This is a genomic window from Nonomuraea candida, assembly GCF_000725485.1.
Classification (GTDB): domain Bacteria; phylum Actinomycetota; class Actinomycetes; order Streptosporangiales; family Streptosporangiaceae; genus Nonomuraea; species Nonomuraea candida.
In genome coordinates, this window is the sequence record NZ_KL647034.1 from 1 (window position 1) to 19,846 (window position 19,846).

Below are 19,846 nucleotides of genomic sequence, written 5' to 3' on the forward strand. Positions count from 1 at the left end.
TCACAGGCGACCGAACCAGGCCGTCACCCCGGCTCCCGCCGAGTCCCTTCCACAAGACCCTACGCGGGCCTCGCAGTAAGGATGGTGCCCTAGTGACCGAGCCGGCCGAGGTCGCCGACGTACCCGGCACCGTACTCGTCCGACCGAGGAGGGCGGAGGCATGACCACCGCCGTACCCGTCCGACCGAGGAGGGCGGAGGCATGACCACCACCGTCGCGCCCCCCGTGACCGCCGCCCCCGCCGCCAAGCCGCGGGTCAGGCGCGGCTGGACCCAGCACGGGCTGGTGTTCGTGGCGCCCTTCCTGCTGATCTACGTGGTGTTCCTGGTCTGGCCCACGCTGCTCGGCTTCAAGATGAGCTTCTCCAGCGTCAACATCGCGGGCGGCAACGACCACTTCGTCGGGTTCGCCAACTACGCCGAGGCCTTCGCCGACCCGCGCATGTGGCGCTCGTTGTGGAACACGCTGGTCTTCACCGTGCTGAGCACGATCCCGCTGGTCCTCCTCGGCCTGGTGTTCGCGCTGCTGGTGCACCACCTGCGCTTCGTGCAGTGGTTGTGGCGGCTGTCGTTCTTCGGGCCGTTCCTGCTGCCCTCGGCCGTGGTGTCGATCCTGTGGCTGCAGATGATCTACCCGCCCGAGTACGGCCTCATCAACGGCACGCTCGGCACCGACGTGTTGTGGCTGGGCGACCCGTCCGTGGCCATGTGGTCGATGGTGCTGACCACCGTCTGGTGGACGGTCGGCTTCAACTTCCTGCTCTACCTCGCCGCCCTCCAGGCCATCCCCCGGCACCTGTACGAGGCCGCCGCCATCGACGGCGCCACCGCCTGGGACCGGCTGCGCTCCATCACCCTGCCGCTGCTCGGCCGCACCACCACGCTCATCGTGGTGCTGCAACTGGTGGCCTCGCTGAAGGTGTTCGACCAGATCTACCTCATGACCGGCGGCGGCCCGCAGGACGCCACCCGGCCGATCATCGAGTACGCCTACGACATCGGCTTCACCGGCTACCGCACCGGCTACGCCTCGGCCGTGTCGTACATCCTGTTCGCCCTGATCGTCATCGTCTCCCTGGCGCAGCTCCGGCTGTTCCGCAAGCGCGAGGAGGTCGCGTCGTGACCAAGCGGTTCAGCTTCAGCCAGCTCGTCCTGCTGGTGGCCGCGCTGGTGCTGGCGGCCCTCTGGCTGGCCCCCATCGCGTGGGCCGTGGCCACCTCGCTCAAGCCCGAGTCCGAGACGACCGTGCTGCCGCTGCGCTGGTTCGGCAGCGAGATCACCTTCGAGGCGTACGCGCTGGTGCTGAGCACCGGCGGCATCCTCAAATGGGCGATCAACTCCACCGTCACCGCCGTGATCGTCACGTTCATGACCGTGCTGTTCTCGGCGATGGCGGCGTACGGGTTCGCGCGCACCCGGTTCAAGGGGCAGCGGGCGCTGCTGGGGCTGATCCTGGCCGGGATCATGGTGCCGCCCCAGGTGCTGATCGCGCCGCTGTTCGCCGAGATGGTCGCCTTCGGGCTGGTGGACACCTGGTGGGCGATCATCCTGCCGCAGGTGGCCGCGCCGCTGATCGTCTACATCCTGGTCAAGTTCTTCCAGGACGTGCCGGTGGAGCTGGAGCAGGCCGCCTTCGTGGACGGGGCCGGGCGCTGGCGGGTCTTCTTCACCATCGTGCTGCCGCTGTCGCGGCCGGTGCTCGCCGCCGTGTCGATCTTCACGTTCATCAACACCTGGAACAACTTCCTGTGGCCGTTCCTGGTCTCCACCGACCCGAACACGATGACGCTGCCGGTGGGGCTGGCCAACGTGGTCCAGGGCACCTTCGGCCTGCGCTACGCCCAGATCATGGCCTCGGTCGTGCTGGCCGGCCTGCCGCTGCTGGTGGTCTTCATCCTCTTCCAGCGCCAGATCATCCGAGGCGTCGCCCACACCGGCCTCGCCGGCCAGTGACCTCCCACCCACCGTCCCTTCGCCGGCCCGCTACCCGGCGGCCGGACACGGGTTCATCGGCCACCGGCCGCGCGTCCGCACCGGGAGCCCTGGCCGGGACGGACGTGACGTGAGCCAGGCGACGAGGGCTCCCGCCCCAGCGGGGAAGCGGCTGGGGGATTGCGCCCCGGCTGAGACGCGGACCGGTCGAGACAGAACAGAACGAACTCAGCCGGGGCAGCTCATGCGGCTCCGTTCAGAGCCTTGACCTGCTCGTCGTCCAAGACCCCTCCGGCCCAGACCCAGGGACCATGCGGTTGATTCGCGGGTACGGGACTGAGCCCATCGAACCTGCCCATCCTCGCTGCCTCCTTGAACACCTCGTACGCCAACGCGGAGGTGTAGACGTGCTGGAGGGCCTTGCTCACCGCCCGGTCCTGGATCGTGATGATGACCTGGGCGCCATCGCTCTCCGGCGTGTAGAGGCCATGCGCGACCTCGTCCTTCCAATCGACCCAGTACTTGGCGCTCATCAGGGCCAGGCGCTCGGGGCACGTCAGGTCGCAGAGCTGGACCATGGTGGTCCGGCCAACGCGGCGGACTGCGAGGCAGGTGTCGGGGGATGTCTCGGCGGGCACTGTCATCGGGGTCTCCGTGCTGCGGCTATCCGGGTAACGTGCTTCGACGGTAGGAGTCCGGCCAGAGTCCGAGCTAGAAAATTTCCCGAGATTGCAGCAGCCTCCGTGCGGCGTCGATCTCTGCTCGTGCGGTCTCGCCGTAGACGGCTTGGGACTGCAACAGCTTGAAGATTCGTAGGTACGTCTCGATCTCTCCTGGACGCTTGGTGCGGTAGCCGCCAGTCCAGTGCTCGCTGCGGACCAGCGCCTCGTCATAGACGTAGAACCCTTCCCCCGGCCAGATGGTCCGGAGCCGGCCGAGGGGGATGACGCCCAGCGCCACGTTGGCGAAGGCGGCCGCGCGTTCGAGGTAGTCGAGTTGATCCAGCATCACGGCGACGCTGCCGCGTTGGGCGTAGAGCGCTCCGGCCTCAACGACCAAGGAGAACATGCATGTGCCGGACTCAAGGACGCGCAAACGGTTCAGCCGCCCCTCGACGGCTTGGTCTATGTCGTCGGTCAGCCCGTGGAATCGGGACACGTCTTCGATGACGGCTCGCGTGTATCCCGGTCGCTGGAGGAAGCCGGGAATGGTCTGCGGCTCGTAGGCGCGTATCAGTTTGGTTCGTTCATAGAGCGGCTTGATGCGCTCGCTCTGTTGCTTGAGACCGGCTCGCAGTGTCTGCCGGTGTTCCTCCCACATCTCGTCAATCTGCCGGTGTGCGGCGATCAGCTCCGGTATCTGATCCTCTGCGTCACACGCACGGCACCAGATCCGTATGTCGTTCTCCGTAGGGTTCTGCCGACCCAGTTCGATCCGGGAGATCTTGGAGTCGCGCATCCCGGATCGAGCTGAGAGCTGTCGGCCGTTGAGGTTGGCGTCCAGGCGTATGCCGCGAAGTCTCTGCCCGAACGCCTGACGGGCAGCTTGTACCTGGTCTTGTTCGGACAAGGGCGGACGTGGGGTTAGGCGGGACAGTGGTCGCGGTGCGGGATGGCCGACTCCCAGAGTGCGGAGAAGGCGTCCGCGCGGTACTTCACGATGACGGGATCTCGGCCGAGCGGGATCTCGGCGCGCTGGTCCATCCCGTCGAAGACGTCGAACACGACCATCTCGCCGTCGAGCAGCCAGAAGTCGTTTCCTGGCAGGCTGACTCGGTCACACCATGGCCTGAGGACGCGTGGCACTTCCTTCCTGCCGCCTGCCTGCCAGTTGGCCGACAGCTCGGCATCGCTGCCGTAGTTGTCCCGTCCCCTGGGGGAGATCGACTCCATAGTGCTCCCTCACGTACTTCCGAACAAATGTGTTCATGGTGCGCTCGGAGAGTTCTCCGAACGTTTCATCTTCCCCGAGTCCGACGAGCTGTGCCCCGACCTGGGGCCCGCGCTTCTTGACCTGGACGACCCAGGAGCCTTGATCCGTCCGGTAGAACGTCTCGCACTCGTTGTCCTGGTTGGACTCGGGGTCCTTGCAGTAGAAGCTGACGGAGAGATCGTCTCCATCACCGTTGGATTGCACGGAGCGTTACCCTCCCGGTCTACATCGTGAGCCCACTAAGAGTGACGCGTCGGGTGCACAGAGTCAAGATGTCGATTCTCGTGATCTGACCTGGGGATTCAGTGATGCTGGGGGCGGCGCTCGTGCTGATGTGCAGGGCGATCACCGGTGAACGGCAAAAGCCCCAGGGTCGCGGTCGTGACCGTGAACCTGGGGCTTCGTCTCGCCTGTGGCCAGGTCGGACCTGGCCTGCCAGAAGAGTGGTGGACGATACTGGGATTGAACCAGTGACCTCTTCCGTGTCAGGGAAGCGCTCTCCCGCTGAGCTAATCGTCCTTGGAGGTGGCGACGGGATTTGAACCCGTGTGGACGGCTTTGCAGGCCGCTGCCTCGCCTCTCGGCCACGCCACCGAGTCAAATCCTCTCCGAGCGGAAGACGGGATTCGAACCCGCGACCCTCACCTTGGCAAGGTGATGCTCTACCACTGAGCCACTTCCGCGTTGCTTCGTGGTCAACAATAGCGCGTTTCTCGACCGGATGCTTACTCGTGGGCCGGAGCTAGGGCCGGGGATCCTTGCGGAGCTGGCGGGCGACGCTGCGCTCGGTGGCCGGCAGGGTGAGGAAGATCTCCAGGATGCGGGTGAGGCGGTGGACCTCGATGCGGTGGAAGGCCGGGCCCTCCGAGCGGGCCAGCAGGAGCGTGAGCGCCAGCGGCGGCAGCGGGGCGTGGATGAGGTGCAGCCCGTCGTCCAGGGTCAGGGCCGTCGGGCGGGAGGGCGCCGCCTCCGGGACGACGACCTCGCGCGGGGCGCGCCAGCTCGCGTAGACCACGCGGTGCTCGGCCGTCGTGGTGGCCGCCCAGTCGGCGCTGAACAGCACGGGCAGCGAGTCGATGAGCGTGGTCAGCGCCCGGTCGCCCGCCGTGGTGATGTACTTGAGTATCTCCAGCTCCGGGTAGGTGCCCGGCGCCTCGCGCGTGGTCCAGATGCCTTCGACCGCCACGCCCTCGACGCTCTCCAGGCTCTTGACCAGGGACTGCCGTGGGGTGTTGTCGGGGCAGAAGACGGTGATGTCGTCGACGGCCTGGCCGGCCCCCCGGTCGAGCACCGTCACCTGGGTGATGTCGGCCCCCGCCACGCCCAGGACCTTGGTCACCTGCGCGAGGGCCCCCGGCCGGTCGGGCAGCGCGACGCGTACACGAAGAAGCATCCATCCCCCTCAGCCGAAGATGCCGATCACAGACTATCCACGAAATACCGGTTGCGGCTTGACCTGCGCTACAACTGAACGGGTGAAGATTGGGCCGATCGAGGTGTGGCCGCCGGTGGTGCTCGCGCCCATGGCGGGGATCACGAACGCGCCGTTCCGGGTGCTCTGCCGCGAGCAGGGCGCGGGGCTGTTCGTGTGCGAGATGATCACGACGCGGGCTCTCGTCGAGCGCAATCCCAAGACGATGCGGATGATCAGGTTCGCCGACTCGGAGAAGCCGCGCAGCATCCAGCTCTACGGGGTGGACCCCGGCATCGTCGGCCGGGCGGTCCGGATGATCGCCGAGGAGGACCTCGCCGATCACATCGACCTCAACTTCGGCTGCCCGGTGCCCAAGGTGACCAGGCGCGGGGGCGGGTCCGCGCTGCCGTACAAACGCAACCTGCTGCGGCGCATCCTGCGCGAGGCGGTGGCCAACGCCGGGTCGTTGCCCGTGACGATGAAGATGCGCAAGGGCATCGACGACGACCACCTGACCTACCTCGACGCCGGCCGGATCGCCGCCGAGGAGGGCGTCGCCGCGATCGCGCTGCACGCCCGCACCGCCAAGCAGCACTACGGCGGCGTCGCCGACTGGGAGGCCATCGCCCGGCTGAAGGAGGCCGTCGCCGAGATCCCGGTGCTGGGCAACGGCGACATCTGGTCCGCCGACGACGCGCTCAGGATGGTGGCGCGCACCGGCTGCGACGGGGTCGTGGTCGGGCGCGGCTGCCTGGGCCGGCCGTGGTTGTTCCGGGATCTGGAGAACGCCTTCAACGGCGACCCCGAGCGGGCCCGGCCGACGCTCGGCGAGGTCGCCGAGATGATGGCCAGGCACGCCGAGGGGCTGACCGCGTGCTTCGACGTCGAGCGGTACGCCGTGGCCGACTTCCGCAAGCACGTCGGGTGGTATCTGAAGGGGTTCGCGGTCGGGGGCGAGCTGCGGCGCGAGCTGGCCAGTGCCGAGTCGCTCGACGGGCTGCGGGAAGGGCTGGCCAAGCTGGACCACGACCAGCCCTGGCCGCCCAACACCGACACGCCCCGGGGCAAGTCGGGCGAGCGCTCCAAGGTGCTGCTGCCCGACGGCTGGCTGGACGACCCGTGGGACTGCCCCGTGCCGGAGGGCGACGCGGAGTCCGACATCTCCGGCGGGTGATCCGAGTCCGGCCGAGGTCTCCGGCAACCGGCCCGGGGCCACGTCTCCGGCGGGTGATCGGAGCGCGTCAGTGCGGGCCGGCGGCCTCCGTGCCGCAGGGGCCGCCGCCGAGCGCCGGTTCGAGGCGCACCGGCTCGCCCGACATCGTCAGCGTCGGGTAGTACTCCGCGATCCGCTCCGCCGAGCGGCCCACGTAGTGGCAGATGAAGCTGCGCCGGAAGCGGTCGGCGGTGCTGTTCGGCTCCGAGCCGTGCACCAGGCTGCCGTTGAAGAAGAGCACGTCGCCGGGGTCCATGTCCACGGGCACCTTGGCCAGGCCGGGCGGCGGGGGCACGTACTCGCGGGTGAACGAGACGTCCTGGTCGGCCTCCTCCGGGCAGAACAGGTCCATCAGGTGCGTGCCGGGGACGACCTCCAGGCCGCCGTTGGCCCGGTCCACCCGGTCGAGCGCCACCCAGGCGGCCACGCAGGTGCCCGGCTCCACCCGGAGGTAGAAGTTGTCCTGGTGCAGCGCCTGCCCCCTGGCGCCCGGCGGCTTGAAGTAGAACATGCTCTGGGCTGCTATCGGCTCCTCGCCCAGGAGGTCGCGCAGTATCGCGCCGATCCGCGGGTCGAGCAGGTGGCGCAGGGCCAGCTCGTTCACCTGGTGGGGGTGCATGATCCGGGGATAGTCGCGCAGGATGTCGTACGGCTGCCCGGGCACCTGCGGCTGCGGCGCGAAGTGACCCGGGATCGGGCCCCGGGCGTGCAGCGCCATGAACTCCTCGCGCAGCTCGGCCACCTCGCCGGCGGAGAGCAGGCCGGGCACCAGCACGTACCCCTGTTCGTGGAAGTCGTTGAGCTCCATGACTCTCACGCTAAGGAGCCGGTTCGTGCGACGGTATGCCTGTGACCGCTGAGAACCTGTCTGTTCCTGCTGCCGAGCTGATGATCGTGGGCCACTACGACAAGGCGCCCGGCTACGCCACGCGCCGGCCCGGCGGGTCGCCGAGCTGGTTGTTGCTGTGGACCGAGGCGGGCGCGGGGGTGGTGACGCAGGGCGGGGCGTCGTTCGAGGTGGGGGCCGGGGATCTGGCGGTGCTGGGGGCGGGGGAGGCCCAGCACTACCGGGTGGCGCCGGGGGCGGGGCGGTGGCGGTTCTGGTGGGTGCACTTCCAGCCGCGCGCCTCCTGGACGGGCCGGCTGGCGCCGTACGCCAGGGGCGGTGGGTGTCATCTGGTGGCGGGCGTGCCGGGCACGGTGCACGAGCGGATCGACCTGGCCTTCCAGCGGGCGCTCCGGGACGCCCGCTGGACCCCCGACGCCTCGCCCTCCGCCAGGCCCTCCGCCGGGCCCTCCGCCGGGCCCTCCGCCGGGCCCTCCGCCGGGTCCTCCGCCGGGTCCTCCGCCGGGTCCTCCGCCGGGTCCGGCGACCCGCCTCCTGCGGGCTCCGCCGTCCCGGGCTCCGCCACGGGTTCCGCCACGGGCTCTGCCGTCCCGGGTTCCGCCGCGAGGGCGGGCGGGGCGGCGCGGGTGCCGGCCGTGGTGGTGGGCGGGGCGGCGCGGGAGCTGGTCATGGGGGCCGTGGAGGAGGTGCTGGTGCTGGCCACCGCCACCGTACGGCCCGGCGGGGGGAGGGGCGAGGAGGGGGACGAGCGGGTGCGCAGGGTCCTGGCGATCATCGCGGCCGAGCCGGGCGCGCCGCACTCGGTCGCCTCGCTCGCCCGCGCCGTCGCCCTGTCGCCCTCCCGGCTGGCCCACCTGTTCGCCGAGGAGACCGGGCAGACGCCGATGCGGGCGGTCCGCAGGGCGCGGGTGCGCCACGCCGCCGGCCTGCTGGAGGTCACCGACCTGGACGTCGGCCAGGTGGCGGCGGCCTCGGGCTTCGTCAGCCCGTTCCACTTCAGCCGCGCCTTCAGGAAGGAGTACGGACTGCCGCCCCGCGACTACCGCGCCCGCCTGCGACCCCCGCCCGCCTGATCCCGCCCGCCTGACCCGCCCGCCTGACCCCGCCCGCCTGACCCTGGACGTGCTCGTGCCGGGTCAGCGGGTGACCGGGAGGGGGCCCTTGTCGGGGGTGAAGAGCTGTTCGTCCAGGTGCTCCACCGCGTAGTCGATGGCCCCCATGACCACGCACTCGTCGCCCAGCGTGGACGCGCGCACCTCCGGCATCCGCATGCACTTGCGCTCCAGCCGCGCCCGCAGCCGGTCGAGCAGCACGTCGGCCGAGCGCGAGAACCCGCCCCCGAGCACCACCATCTGCGGGTCCAGGATGAGGACCATCGCCGCCGCGCCCACCGCGAGATCGTCGACGTAGCGCTCGACCGCCTCGATCGCGACCGGGTCGCCGTCGCGGGCGGCGGACAGGGTGTGGCCGGCCGCGTCCTCGGGCGGGGTGCCCGCGGGCACCGACGCGCACGTGTTCAGGTGCTCGGGGGCGTCGAACCAGCGGGCCTCCGGCAGCATCGAGATCTCGCCGGCCGCCGCGCCGAAGCCCCTGTGCACCTTGCCGCCGAGCATGATGCCGGCCCCCATCCGCCGCCCGACGTGCAGGAAGACCACGTCGTTGGCGCCCCTGGCGACGCCCCGCCTGCTCTCGGCCATGGCGGCCAGGCGGCTGTCGTTCTCGATGAGCACCTGGCAGGGGAACATCCGGCCGAGCTCGCCCGCCAGGTCGAGGTCACGCCAGGCGGGCACGGCGGCGGAGTAGATGACGCGGCCCTCGATGTCGATGACGCCGATGGTGCCGACCGCGATGAGCCACAGGTCCTCCATCCGGGTGCGGCTGAGCGTGAGGCAGCCGGTGACCGCGCGTTCGATGGCGACCAGGCGGTCGGCGAGCGGGGCGTCGAGGCTCACCGGCTGCCGGGTCTCGGCGAGGACCCGGCCGTCGAGGTCGGACAGGGCGGCGCGGATGTTGTGACCCCCTATGTCCACCCCCACCAGGTGGCCGCTGTCGGCGCGAAAGCGGTAGCGGCGGGCCGGCCGGCCCATGGTGCCCTGGCTCGGGGGCACCTCCTCCACCCAGCCGAGCGCCATGAGCTCGGCGGTGACCTCCTTCATGGACGGGCGGGACAGGCCGGTGCGCTCGGCCAGCGCCGACAGGGTGAGCGGCCCGGACCCGCGCAGCTCGCGGATCGCGGTCAGCGAGTTGAGCTGCCGCAGCCGGGAGAGGTCGCCGCCGCGTAGGTCCGCCATGGCCGTCCTTAAGTAGGTCTCCTCTGTAATCAAGAATTATGCCAGCGCCGAGCCGCTGGGCGCGCCCCTCTCCCACCGGCATTTGCCGCGAAGTCCAGGAAATCGGGCGTTGACCCTCCGGAAGCGTCGGTGCTACTAATGAAGCGCTCCTTCGTAAGTGCTGAGGAAATGAGGGACTGATGCCGTTCGCGGACGTCGGCGAGATCAGGTGCGAGCCCGGACGGGCCCGGGTGTTCGAGCACGGCTGGCAGTCCTGGAGTCCCACGGGCAGCTACCGCTGGGACGACACGCCGCCCCGCCCCGCCACCGAGACCATCCAGGTCCTCGCCTACCGCCCGGAGACCCCCATTCCGGACGGGACCTTCCAGGGGGAGGGGCTGCTCGCGGTCGAGCCGGGTGACGGCTCGGTCGAGCTGTGGTCGGCGCCCGACCCGCTCACCGTGCCCTCGATCCGGGTCCGGCAGGAGCGGGGCCGGCTGGTCGTCTCGGCCGACGGCCCCGTACGCCACCACCGCTCGGAGGCCGGCCTCGGCCGGGCGCTGCGCGACTGGGCCGCCTCCCTGGCCCCCGGACGGGACTTCCCGGCCGTGCCGCCCATGTGGTGCACCTGGTACGGCTACTGGGACAAGGTCACCGACGCCGACGTCCTGGAGAACCTCGCGCTCTCGGAGCGGCTCGGCCTGGGCGCCGACATGTTCCTCATCGACGACGGCTACGAGGCCGAGATCGGCGACTGGCTGGAGATCAGGCCCGGCTTCGGCTCGCTGCGGCGGGCCGTGGACGCCGTGACGGACGCGGGCCGGCGGGCCGGGATCTGGATCTCACCGTTCCTCGTCGGGCGCCGCTCCCGCGTCTTCCGCGAGCACCCCGACTGGCTGGTCGGCGGCGCGTACGCGGGCCACATGTGGGACCAGGAGCTGGCCGTGCTCGACGTCACCCACCCCGACGCCGCCGCGCACCTGGTGCACGTCTTCGAGACGCTCGCGCGGATGGGGATCACCCACTTCAAGCTCGACTACCTGTACGCCGGCGCGCTGGCGGGCAGGCGGCACGAGGACCTCGACCCGATCGCCGCCTACCGCCTGGGCCTGGAGCTGATCCGCCGGGGCGCCGGCGCCGGGGCCACGCTGCACGGCAGCGGCGCGCCGATGCTGCCCAGCATCGGCCTGATCGACGTCATGCGGGTCAGCCCCGACATTGCCCCGACCCTGCACCCGCGATCGGGCGACATCAGCCAGCCCTCCCAGCTCGGGGCCCGCCTCACCGGCGCCGCCCGCGAGTTCCTGCACGCCCGCTGGTGGGTGAACGACCCCGACTGCATCATCGTGCGGCCCGAGGTGGAGGCCCGGGAGGAATGGGCCGCGCACATCGAGGGCACGGGCGGGCTGCGCGGGGCGAGCGACCCGATCGCCTCCCTCGACGCGTGGGGCCTGGAGACGACCAGGCGGCTCATGGTGCCGACGGCGACGGATCCGTCGTGACAGGCAACCGCAGCACCGGCAGCCCCCGCAGCACCGGCAACGCAAGCAGCACCGGCAGCTCCAGCAGCACCGGCAACAGCGTCATGACCGGCGATACTGCCGGGACCGGCCCGGCACGTGATCACGCCGGTGGGGCCCCGGCTCCCGGCGACGGCGGGGCGCGGGCGGAGTCGCCGCGCGGCCACGCCGCCGGGCCGCGGCGCAGGCGGCTGGGCGACGCCTGGCACGCCTACCTGTTCATCGCGCCGAGCCTGTTCGGCGTGCTGGCGTTCCTGCTGGTGCCCATGCTCATCGTGATCGTGCTGAGCCTGTTCGACTGGGAGCTGCTGTCCGCCCCCGAGTTCGTCGGCCTCGACAACTACGCCCGCCTGGCGGCCGACGGGGAGACGTGGCACTCGCTCTGGGTGACCGTCGCCTACGTCCTGCTCTGCATCCCCCTGCAGACCGCGCTGGCCCTGGGCCTGGCGATGCTGCTCAACCGGCGGATCAAGGGCGTGCGGTTCTACCGGTCGCTGTTCGTGGTCCCGTGGATGGCCACGCCGATCGTGCTCGGGCTCATCTGGAACTGGATCTTCGACCCGCGCGACGGCGCGCTCAACGGCGCGCTCGCGCTGGTGGGGATCACCGGGCCGGACTGGCTGTCCGACCGGGCCTGGGCGCTGCCGGCCGTCGCGCTGGTCAGCGTCTGGCAGCACACCGGCTACAACATGCTGTTCTTCCTGGCCGGGCTGCAGGGCATCCCGAAGGAGCTGCACGACGCGGCCGAGACCGACGGCGCGACCGCGGCGCAGCGGTTCTGGAAGGTGACGCTGCCGCTGCTCAACCCGACGATGTTCTTCGTCACCGTGACGAACCTGATCGGCGCCTTCCAGGTGTTCGACACCGTGTACGCGATGACGAACGGCGGCCCCGGCCGCAGCACCGAGGTGCTCAACTTCAGGATCTTCGAGACCGCGTTCAAGCAGTTCGACTTCGGTTACGCCGCCACGCTGTCCACGCTGCTCTTCGTGATCATTTTCCTGGTGACGGTGGTGCAGGTCCGGTTCTTCGGCAAGCGCACCACCTACGACCTGAGCTGAGAAGGCATGACCAAGCGCATCCTGCTCTACGCCACGCTCGCCGTCGGCGCGTTCGTCTCCGTCTTCCCCTACCTGCTCGTCGTGCTGACCGCGTTCAAGACGCAGGCGCAGCTCAGCTCGACCCCGCCGTGGCTGCCGGGGCTGCCGCCGACCGCGGACAACCTGGCCGAGATGCTCGGGGGCGACTTCCCGCGCTTCATCCTCAACACGGCCGTGATGACCGCGCTGCTGACGGCCGGGCAGCTGGTGTTCACCACCTTCGCCGCGTACGCGTTCGCGCGGCTGCGCTTCCGCGGCAGGGACGTGCTGTTCTGGCTGTTCGTGGCCACGATGATGGTGCCGAGCGCGGTCACCATGATCCCGCTGTTCCTCATCATGCGGGAGCTGGACCTGGTCAACACCTGGTACGGCCTGCTCGCGCCGTACGTGCTCGGCACCCCGTACGGGATCTTCCTCATGCGGCAGTTCTTCAAGAGCCTGCCCGCGGGGCTGGAGGAGGCGGCGCGCATCGACGGGGCGGGGTCGCTGACGATCCTGCTGCGCGTCATGCTGCCGCTCTGCCGCCCGGCCCTCGGCACCCTCGCGATCATCACGGTCATCTCGTCGTGGAACAGCTTCCTGTGGCCGCTCATCATCACCAGCGGCGACGACACCAAGGTCATCACCGTCGCGATCGCCACGCTCAAGGACGGCATCGGCGTGGACTACCACCTCATGATGGCCGGCAGCCTGATCGCGCTGGCGCCGATGGTGGCGATCTTCATCTTCTTCCAGAAGTACATCGTCAGGTCGGTGGTCCTCACCGGCCTCAAGTAAAAGAGGTCAGCCGATGCGCAAGAACCCCCCGATGCGCCGGGCCCTGCTCACCACCGCCGCCCTGCTCGCCCCCGTGCTCGCGCTCACCGCGTGCGGCTCGGGCGGCGGGGGCGGCGAGCCGGAGAAGGTCACCCTGACCTACCGGCTCTGGGACGACCAGCAGAAGGCCGGCTACGAGAAGGTGATGGCGGCCTTCGAGAAGGCCAACCCGGGCATCGACGTGCAGATCGAGCTGCTGCCGTTCGACCAGTACTGGACGAAGCTCACCGCCGACGCGGTGGCCGGCACCGCGCCGGACGTGTTCTGGATGACGCCCACCCAGTTCCCCGAGTACGTGACCAAGGGCATCCTGACCCCCGTCCAGGTCGACACCGCCAAGTACCACCGGACCGTCGTCGACTCCTTCACCTACGAGGGCAAGCTCTACGGCGTCCCGAAGGACTGGGGCATCGTCGGCCTGCTCTACAACAAGGACCTGTTCAAGAAGGCCGGGGTCGAGATGCCGGACAAGCTCACCTGGTCGGCGGACGGCACCGGCACCCTGCTCGACACGGCCCGCAAGCTCACCGTGGACGAGGCCGGCAAGCACCCCGGCGAGTCCGGCTTCGACCCGGCCAAGGTCAAGACGTACGGCTTCGCCTCCTGGAACCACTACCAGACCCAGTGGATGAACTGGGTGGTCTCCAACGGCGGCAAGCTGGTGGACAAGCCGTTCGGCACGTACGCCTTCAACGACCCGGCCGCCGTGCAGGCCCTGCAGTTCGGCGTGGACCTGGTCAACAAGCACCACGTCTCCCCGCCCGCCACCCAGACCAACCCGCCCACCGGCAAGGTCACCGACATGTTCAAGGCGGGCCAGATCGCCATGTTCCCCGCCAACAACGCGCTGCTGCCGTTCGTGGCCCCCGAGGCGACGTTCGAGGTGGGCGTCGCGCCCATGCCGGAGGGCCCGCAGGGCCGCGCGGTCAACCTCAACGGCCTGGCCGAGGCCGTCTACGCCAAGAGCGACCACCCCGAGGAGGCCATGAAGCTGGCCGCCTACCTCGGCACCGAGGAGCCGCAGAAGCTGATGGCCGACGGCGGCTACGTCCTCCCCGCGCACAACGGGCTGTCGCAGGGCTACGTGGACTTCTGGAAGGCGAAGAAGGTCGACGTGACGCCGTTCGTGGAGCAGGCCGAGGGCACCACCTTCCCCCTGCCGATCACCACCGGCTTCACGGGCTTCGAGACAAAGCTCAACCAGATCTTCAACGAGATGTACCTCGGTGAACTCACTCCGCAACAGGCGGCCGACCAGGCTGTCGCCGAAGGCAACGCGACCGTCAAGTGAGGACCCCCATGATCACCCGGCGTTCACTGCTCGCCGGGGGAGCCGGCCTGGGCCTGTCCGCCGCGCTGGGGGCCACCCCGGCGCGCGCGGCGGCCCGCCGCACCCCCCTGTCCGACCCCTTCCAGCTCGGCGTCGCCTCCGGCGAGCCCACGCACGACGGCGTGGTGCTCTGGACGCGGCTGGCCATGGACCCCACCGCGCCCGACGGCTTCGGCGGCGTGCCGGACCGGCCCGTGCCCGTCCACTGGCAGCTCGCCAAGGACGAGAACTTCCGGCACGTCGTGCGCGGCGGCATCACGATGGCCCGCCGCGAGGCGGCCCACAGCGTGCACGTCGAGCTCGACGGGCTCGACCCCGGCGCCGAGTACTTCTACCGCTTCAAGGCCGAGAGCGAGATCAGCCCCGTCGGCCGCACCCTCACCGCGCCCGCCCCCGGCGCCCGGAGCAGGGCGCTGAACCTGTCGTTCACCTCCTGCGCCGACTACCAGGCCGGCTGGTTCACGCCGTACCGCAGGATGGCCGAGGACCAGCCCGACCTGATCGCCTTCCTTGGCGACTACATCTACGAGTACGGCGACTACAAGTACCCCGTCCGCGACCAGGCCGGCGGCGAATGCCTCGACCTGGCCGGCTACCGCCTGCGCCACGCCCAGCACAAGGCCGACCCCGAGTCGCAGCTCGCCCACGCCATCGCCCCCTGGGTGGTGGTCTGGGACGACCACGACATCGAGAACGGCTGGGCCGGCGACGTGCCCGAGCAGCCCGACCCGCCGTTCCTCAAGCGCCGGGCCGAGGCGTTCCAGGCGTACTACGAGAACATGCCGCTGCGCCGCGCCCAGAAGCCGGACGGGGCCGCGCTCCGGCTCTACCGCAGCATCCGGTGGGGCGAGGTCGCCAACCTGCACCTGCTCGACACCCGCCAGTACCGCGACCTGTACGCCTGCACCGGCAGGAGCGGCACGGTCGGCCCCGACTGCGTGCAGCGCTTCGAGCCCAACAGGACGATGCTCGGCCGCGAGCAGGAGGCGTGGCTGGACGACCGGCTCAGGAGCTCGCGCGCCACCTGGGACCTGCTCGGCCAGCAGGTCTTCTTCATGGAGATGGACTGGACCGGCGGCGCGGGCAAGGGCTACTCCAACGAGGGCTGGGACGGCTACGTCGCCTCCCGCGACCGCCTGACCGCCGCCGTCGACGCCTACCGGCGCAACGCCGTCGTGCTCACCGGCGACGTGCACTCGCACTGGGCCGGCGAGGTCAAGCGCGACTTCCGCGACCCCGAGTCGAAGTCCGTCGCCGTGGAGCTGGTCACCACCTCGGTCACCAGCGCGGGCAACGGGCTCGACGAGTATCCCGACACGCAGACCCTGCTCGCCGAGAACCCGCACGTGAAGTTCTTCAACGGCCGCCGCGGCTACGTGCGCACCCGGATCGACCAGCGGGAGATGAAGGTGGACTTCCGCTCGCTCTCCCGCGTCACCGAGCCCTACGCCCCCGCCTACACCTCCGGCTCCTTCGTCATCGAGCCGGGCGACCCGACGCTCCACCCCGCCTGAGGACAGGACCTCCATGCGCATCCTGACGGCCGCCGCCGCGGCGGCCCTGCTCGCCATGCCGTTCTTACCCCTGCCCAGCGCCGCCGCGGCGGTCTCCGGCCCGCCGATGGGCTGGAGCAGCCGCTCGCTCGGCTGCTCTGTCTCCGAGCAGTCCGTGCGCGGGGCCGCCGACGCCCTGGCCCCCCTCGCCCCGCTCGGCTACCGGTACGTCATCATCGACGGCTGCTGGCAGGCCGCCGGGCGGCAGGACGGAGCCCTGGCCCCCGACGCCGCCCGCTTCCCCTCGGGCATCGCCGCGCTGGCCGCCTACGTCCGCGACAAGGGCCTGAAGCTGGGCCTGAGCCTGTCGGCCGGCACGAAGGCCTGCGCGGGCGGCGGCCCCGGCTCCTACCGCAGCGAGGCCGCCGACGCCGCCCAGGTGCGGGCGTGGGGCGTGGACTACGTCAAGTACGACTGGTGCAACGTGCCCACCGGCGACTTCCCCGGCCAGAACGTGCGGCAGATCGCCGAAGCCCTCTACCCGCCCATGCGCGCGGCCCTCGGCCCCGACGTCGTGTTCGCCATGAACAACGAGGACGGCAGCACCGTGCCCTGGTTCTGGGGCAAGGACGCCGGCGCCACGACCTGGCGTACCAACGTCCACAACCGGCCCATCGCCGACAGCTACCCGAACATGGTCGACATCTGGGAGGTCAACCAGCTCAGGGCCGAGTACGCGGGCCGGGGGAGCTGGGCCGACCCCGACCTCATCCAGGCCGGGCGCGGCGGGATGACCGAGACCGAGTACCGCGCCCAGTTCACCCTCTGGGCGATGGGCGCGGCGCCGCTCATCCTCCAGGCCGACCCGGCCGCCGCGCCGCCCTCGGTCGTCGCCGACCCCGAGGTCATCGCCGTGGACCAGGACCCGCTCGGCGCGCACGGCACCCTCGTCAAGAGCGACGGCTGGTACCACGTGCTGGCCAAGCCCCTGCAGAACGGCGACCGGGCGATCGCGCTGTTCAACGAGAGCGACCGGGCCGCCACGATCTCCACCCACCTGGGCAAGGGCCGCCACCGCGTGGAGGAGCTGTGGTCGGGCGAGGTCTCCTCGACCACGGGGGAGCTGGCCGCCCAGGTGCCCGCGCACGGGGCGCTGCTCTACCGGGTCGGCGGGGGAGGGGAGCAGGCGCCGCCCCTGGTGACGTTCGAGGCGGACCCGCCGGCGTTCCTCGGCGACGACCGGCCCTCGGTCCTGGAGCCCGGCGTGGCCGGGGAGATCGTCACCCGGGTCACCAACACCGGGGCGACCGCCCGGCTGCGGGACGTCGAGGTGACGGCGGAGGTCCCCGAGGGCTGGCAGGTCACGGCCCGGACCCGGACGCGCGAGTCCCGGCTGGACGGCGGCGAGACGTTCACCGTCAGGTGGGCCGTCACCGCGCCCGTCACCGCCACCGGAACCCACCTGCTCACCTTCCGCCAGGGCTCGCGCACCGCCACCGCCGTCGTCCTCGTGGCCCGCGCGCCGGGACCCGGCACGACGTACCTGAGCGACCTGGCCTGGGCCAGGGCCGTCAACCACTTCGGCCCGGTCGAGAAGGACACCAGCAACGGCGAGCGGCCGGCCGGGGACGGCCGCCCTCTCACGATCGAGGGCGTCACGTACGCCAAGGGCCTCGGCGTGCACGCGCCTGCCGACATCGAGTACTACACCGGCGGCCGGTGCTCCACGGTCGCGTTCCAGGCCGGGATCGACGACGAGGTCGGCGCGGCCGGCTCGGCGGTGTTCGAGGTCTGGGCCGACGGAGGCCGGGTGGCCCACTCGGGGCTGCTCACCGGGGCCATGCCCGCCAAGAAGGTCACCGCGTCCATCGCGGGCGCCCGGTTCGTCCGGCTGGTCGCGACCAACGGCGGCGACAACGCCACCTCCGACCACGCCGACTTCGCCGACGCCACCATCACCTGCGCGTAGTCCACCGGCGCCGCCTCCGGACCACGCCCACGCCACCCTCACCCGCGTGCAGTTCGCCGGCGCCGCCTCCGGACCACGCCGACGCCACCCTCACCCCCGTGTAGTTCGCCGGCGCCGCCTCCGGACCACGCCGACGCCACCCTCACCCCCGTGTAGTTCGCCGGCGCCGCCGCCGGCCGCGAGGTGTCCGGCGGCGGCGCCGTCACCCGAGATTAGGGAGTCACCTGTTCATGATCGTTCCCAAGCCCGTCAAGCACGAGCCCGCGCCCGGGTCGTTCGTCCTCGACGACCGGACCTCGCTCACCGCCGGCCCGGCGCTGGGCGAGGTGGCGGCCTGGCTGCGCGCCGAGCTCGCCCCCGTCACGGGCGGCGAGCTGCTGCCCGCCACGGGCGCGCCGGCGGGCCGGGACGGGGATGGCGCGGCGGACCCGGGCGCGATCGTGCTCCGGCTCCAGGACGGACTGGCGCCGGAGGCGTACCGGCTGACGGTCGGGCCCGGCCTGGTGGAGATCGTCGCGGGCGGGCCGGCCGGGGCGTTCCACGGGGCGCAGACGTTCCGGCAGCTGCTGCCCGCCGGGGCCTACCGGAAGGCGCCGGGCGGCCCCGGGACGGCGCCGTTCACGGTGCCGGGCGCGTACGTCGAGGACGCGCCGCGCTTCGCCTGGCGCGGCTGCCTGCTCGACGTCGCCAGGCACTTCCTGACCAAGCACGAGGTGCTGCGCTTCATCGACCTGATGGCCCTGCACAAGCTGAACGTGCTGCACCTCCACCTCACCGACGACCAGGGCTGGCGGGTCGAGATCCGCCGCCACCCCCGGCTCACCGAGGTCGGCGCCTGGCGGAAGGAGAGCCAGACCGGCTGGAACGGCCCCATGGACGGCCGCCCGCACGGCGGCTACTACACCCAGGACGACCTGCGGGAGATCATCGCCTATGCCGCGCGCCGGCACATCTCGGTCGTGCCCGAGATCGACCTGCCGGGGCACACGCAGGCCGCCATCGCCGCCTACCCCGAACTCGGCAACGTCGACACCCCGCTGGAGGTGCGGACCGGGTGGGGCGTGGGCACGAACGTGCTCAACGTGGAGGATTCGACGATCACGTTCTTCCAGGACGTGCTGGACGAGGTGCTGGAGCTGTTCCCGAGCCCGTACATCGTGCTGGGCGGCGACGAGGTGCGCAAGGATCAGTGGCGCGCCAGCCCGGCGGCGCAGCGCCGCATCGCCGAGCTGGGGCTGCGCGACGAGGAGGAGCTGCAGAGCTGGTTCATCCGGCTGTTCGACGGATACCTCACCGAGCGCGGCCGGCGGCTCGTGGGCTGGGACGAGATCCTGGAGGGCGGCCTGGCCCCGGGCGCGGTCGTCGCGTCCTGGCGGGACGAGCGGTGCGCGGTGCAGGCGGCCAGGAGCGGCCACGACGTCATCAACTGCGCCAACACCTCGCTCTACCTCGACTACCGGCAGGGGCCGGGGGAGGAGGAGCCGGTGCCGTTCGGCACGGTGCTGACGCTGGAGGACGTCTACGCCTTCGAGCCCATCCCGGCGGAGCTGCGCGGCGACCCGGCCGCCGGCCGCGTCCTCGGCGCGCAGGCCGCCGTCTGGACCGAGCTGATCGACTCGAACCGGGGCGTCGACTACATGACCTTCCCCAGGCTCGCGGCCTTCGCCGAGACGGTGTGGAGCACGCCGGAGCGCGACCTGGAGGACTTCCTGGCCCGGCTGGCGGAGCATCTGCGGCGGCTGGACGCGATCGGCGTGGAGTACCGCAGGGCGGACGGGCCGCTGCCCTGGCAGACCAGGCCGGGCGTGCCGGGACGGCCGGAGACGCCCGAGCAGTGGCAGGCCACGCTCGACGCCTGGACCAGCAACCTCAGATCGCGCCAGAACCCGGCGCCGCCCCTGACGGCGGGGGACGCCGTCTGAAGCGGCACGGCCGGCCGCCGCCCTGACGGCCGGGAAGCCGTCAGGGACGGCGGGGGCGGCGGCCGAGGTGGTCGTCCAAAGCGGCGGGC

17 protein-coding genes and 3 tRNA genes are annotated in these 19,846 nt (G+C 71.2%); 11 read left to right on the plus strand and 9 right to left on the minus strand.

Translation table 11 applies throughout. The features are described 5' to 3' along the window. Positions 1–201: 201 nt before the first annotated feature. Complete coding sequence (locus IO39_RS49285; RefSeq protein ID WP_043641078.1) at positions 202–1,122, plus strand: carbohydrate ABC transporter permease; 921 nt, start codon at positions 202–204, stop codon at positions 1,120–1,122. Beyond that, a complete protein-coding gene (locus tag IO39_RS49290) occupies positions 1,119–1,952 on the plus strand; it encodes a carbohydrate ABC transporter permease (RefSeq protein WP_043641081.1) in 834 nt (277 codons plus the stop codon). Before IO39_RS49285 ends, IO39_RS49290 begins: the two co-directional genes overlap by 4 nt. 221 nt (positions 1,953–2,173) lie before the next feature. Here the strand turns inward: IO39_RS49290 and IO39_RS49295 are convergent, their stop codons facing one another. The 7 genes from IO39_RS49295 to IO39_RS49325 form a co-directional block, all read right to left on the minus strand. Beyond that, positions 2,174–2,575, minus strand: a complete 402-nt coding sequence (locus tag IO39_RS49295; RefSeq protein ID WP_043641083.1) for a hypothetical protein — start codon at positions 2,573–2,575, stop codon at positions 2,174–2,176. Positions 2,576–2,642: 67 nt separating this feature from the next. Continuing rightward, a complete protein-coding gene (locus tag IO39_RS49300; RefSeq protein WP_043641086.1) occupies positions 2,643–3,500 on the minus strand; it encodes a helix-turn-helix domain-containing protein in 858 nt (285 codons plus the stop codon). 14 nt (positions 3,501–3,514) lie between these two features. Next, a complete protein-coding gene (locus IO39_RS56555; RefSeq protein WP_052424361.1) occupies positions 3,515–3,823 on the minus strand; it encodes a DUF6879 family protein in 309 nt (102 codons plus the stop codon). A 484-nt stretch (positions 3,824–4,307) separates the two neighbouring features. Beyond that, positions 4,308–4,382 (minus strand) — tRNA-Val (locus tag IO39_RS49310). 1 nt (position 4,383) lies between these two features. Next, positions 4,384–4,457: transfer RNA gene (locus IO39_RS49315), tRNA-Cys, on the minus strand. Positions 4,458–4,474: 17 nt separating this feature from the next. Continuing rightward, positions 4,475–4,546 (minus strand) — tRNA-Gly (locus tag IO39_RS49320). 59 nt (positions 4,547–4,605) lie between these two features. Continuing rightward, complete coding sequence (locus IO39_RS49325; protein WP_043641088.1) at positions 4,606–5,256, minus strand: ACT domain-containing protein; 651 nt, start codon at positions 5,254–5,256, stop codon at positions 4,606–4,608. An 82-nt stretch (positions 5,257–5,338) separates the two neighbouring features. Here IO39_RS49325 and dusB point away from each other — a divergent pair, with 82 nt between their 5' ends. Further along, positions 5,339–6,451 carry a tRNA dihydrouridine synthase DusB gene (gene dusB / locus IO39_RS49330; protein WP_245642712.1) on the plus strand — a complete coding sequence of 371 codons (1,113 nt, stop codon included), beginning with the start codon at positions 5,339–5,341 and terminating at the stop codon, positions 6,449–6,451. 67 nt (positions 6,452–6,518) lie between these two features. Here the strand turns inward: dusB and IO39_RS49335 are convergent, their stop codons facing one another. Further along, complete coding sequence (locus IO39_RS49335) at positions 6,519–7,298, minus strand: phytanoyl-CoA dioxygenase family protein (RefSeq protein ID WP_043641093.1); 780 nt, start codon at positions 7,296–7,298, stop codon at positions 6,519–6,521. 41 nt (positions 7,299–7,339) lie between these two features. On the opposite strand from IO39_RS49335, the gene IO39_RS59360 reads away from it, so the two are divergent. Continuing rightward, on the plus strand, positions 7,340–8,410 hold the full coding sequence (locus IO39_RS59360) for an AraC family transcriptional regulator (protein ID WP_169789255.1): 1,071 nt from the start codon (positions 7,340–7,342) through the stop codon (positions 8,408–8,410). Positions 8,411–8,473: 63 nt separating this feature from the next. Here IO39_RS59360 and IO39_RS49345 read toward each other — a convergent pair whose 3' ends face one another. Next, positions 8,474–9,628: an ROK family transcriptional regulator gene (locus IO39_RS49345; RefSeq protein ID WP_043641098.1), complete on the minus strand. Its 1,155-nt coding sequence runs from the start codon at positions 9,626–9,628 to the stop codon at positions 8,474–8,476. Between the two features lie 179 nt (positions 9,629–9,807). On the opposite strand from IO39_RS49345, the gene IO39_RS49350 reads away from it, so the two are divergent. The 7 genes from IO39_RS49350 to IO39_RS49380 all read left to right on the plus strand — a co-directional run bounded on the left by IO39_RS49350 (position 9,808) and on the right by IO39_RS49380 (position 19,757). After that, a complete protein-coding gene (locus IO39_RS49350) occupies positions 9,808–11,109 on the plus strand; it encodes a glycoside hydrolase family 36 protein (RefSeq protein ID WP_043641100.1) in 1,302 nt (433 codons plus the stop codon). Next, positions 11,106–12,188, plus strand: a complete 1,083-nt coding sequence (locus IO39_RS49355; protein ID WP_211267441.1) for a carbohydrate ABC transporter permease — start codon at positions 11,106–11,108, stop codon at positions 12,186–12,188. Before IO39_RS49350 ends, IO39_RS49355 begins: the two co-directional genes overlap by 4 nt. Before the next feature lie 6 nt (positions 12,189–12,194). Further along, complete coding sequence (locus IO39_RS49360; RefSeq protein ID WP_043641102.1) at positions 12,195–13,004, plus strand: carbohydrate ABC transporter permease; 810 nt, start codon at positions 12,195–12,197, stop codon at positions 13,002–13,004. Positions 13,005–13,017: 13 nt separating this feature from the next. After that, complete coding sequence (locus tag IO39_RS49365; protein WP_157549941.1) at positions 13,018–14,334, plus strand: ABC transporter substrate-binding protein; 1,317 nt, start codon at positions 13,018–13,020, stop codon at positions 14,332–14,334. Positions 14,335–14,342: 8 nt separating this feature from the next. After that, the gene (locus IO39_RS49370) at positions 14,343–15,887 is read left to right on the plus strand and encodes an alkaline phosphatase D family protein (protein ID WP_043641105.1); all 1,545 of its coding nucleotides are present in this window, start codon (positions 14,343–14,345) and stop codon (positions 15,885–15,887) included. Positions 15,888–15,900: 13 nt separating this feature from the next. Beyond that, the gene (locus tag IO39_RS49375) at positions 15,901–17,835 is read left to right on the plus strand and encodes an NPCBM/NEW2 domain-containing protein (protein WP_043641107.1); all 1,935 of its coding nucleotides are present in this window, start codon (positions 15,901–15,903) and stop codon (positions 17,833–17,835) included. A gap of 230 nt (positions 17,836–18,065) precedes the next feature. Further along, a complete protein-coding gene (locus IO39_RS49380; RefSeq protein WP_052424362.1) occupies positions 18,066–19,757 on the plus strand; it encodes a beta-N-acetylhexosaminidase in 1,692 nt (563 codons plus the stop codon). Positions 19,758–19,846 lie beyond the last annotated feature (89 nt).

Excerpts from the sequence above, each read along its gene's own strand:
- IO39_RS49285 (WP_043641078.1), top strand. The coding sequence starts at position 202 with ATGACCACCACCGTCGCGCCCCCCGTGACCGCCGCCCCCGCCGCCAAG.
- IO39_RS49295 (WP_043641083.1), bottom strand. The coding sequence starts at position 2,575 with ATGACAGTGCCCGCCGAGACATCCCCCGACACCTGCCTCGCAGTCCGC.
- IO39_RS56555 (WP_052424361.1), bottom strand. The coding sequence starts at position 3,823 with ATGGAGTCGATCTCCCCCAGGGGACGGGACAACTACGGCAGCGATGCC.
- IO39_RS49325 (WP_043641088.1), bottom strand. The coding sequence starts at position 5,256 with ATGCTTCTTCGTGTACGCGTCGCGCTGCCCGACCGGCCGGGGGCCCTC.
- IO39_RS49335 (WP_043641093.1), bottom strand. The coding sequence starts at position 7,298 with ATGGAGCTCAACGACTTCCACGAACAGGGGTACGTGCTGGTGCCCGGC.
- IO39_RS49345 (WP_043641098.1), bottom strand. The coding sequence starts at position 9,628 with ATGGCGGACCTACGCGGCGGCGACCTCTCCCGGCTGCGGCAGCTCAAC.
- IO39_RS49350 (WP_043641100.1), top strand. The coding sequence starts at position 9,808 with ATGCCGTTCGCGGACGTCGGCGAGATCAGGTGCGAGCCCGGACGGGCC.
- IO39_RS49360 (WP_043641102.1), top strand. The coding sequence starts at position 12,195 with ATGACCAAGCGCATCCTGCTCTACGCCACGCTCGCCGTCGGCGCGTTC.
- IO39_RS49365 (WP_157549941.1), top strand. The coding sequence starts at position 13,018 with ATGCGCAAGAACCCCCCGATGCGCCGGGCCCTGCTCACCACCGCCGCC.
- IO39_RS49370 (WP_043641105.1), top strand. The coding sequence starts at position 14,343 with ATGATCACCCGGCGTTCACTGCTCGCCGGGGGAGCCGGCCTGGGCCTG.
- IO39_RS49375 (WP_043641107.1), top strand. The coding sequence starts at position 15,901 with ATGCGCATCCTGACGGCCGCCGCCGCGGCGGCCCTGCTCGCCATGCCG.
- IO39_RS49380 (WP_052424362.1), top strand. The coding sequence starts at position 18,066 with ATGATCGTTCCCAAGCCCGTCAAGCACGAGCCCGCGCCCGGGTCGTTC.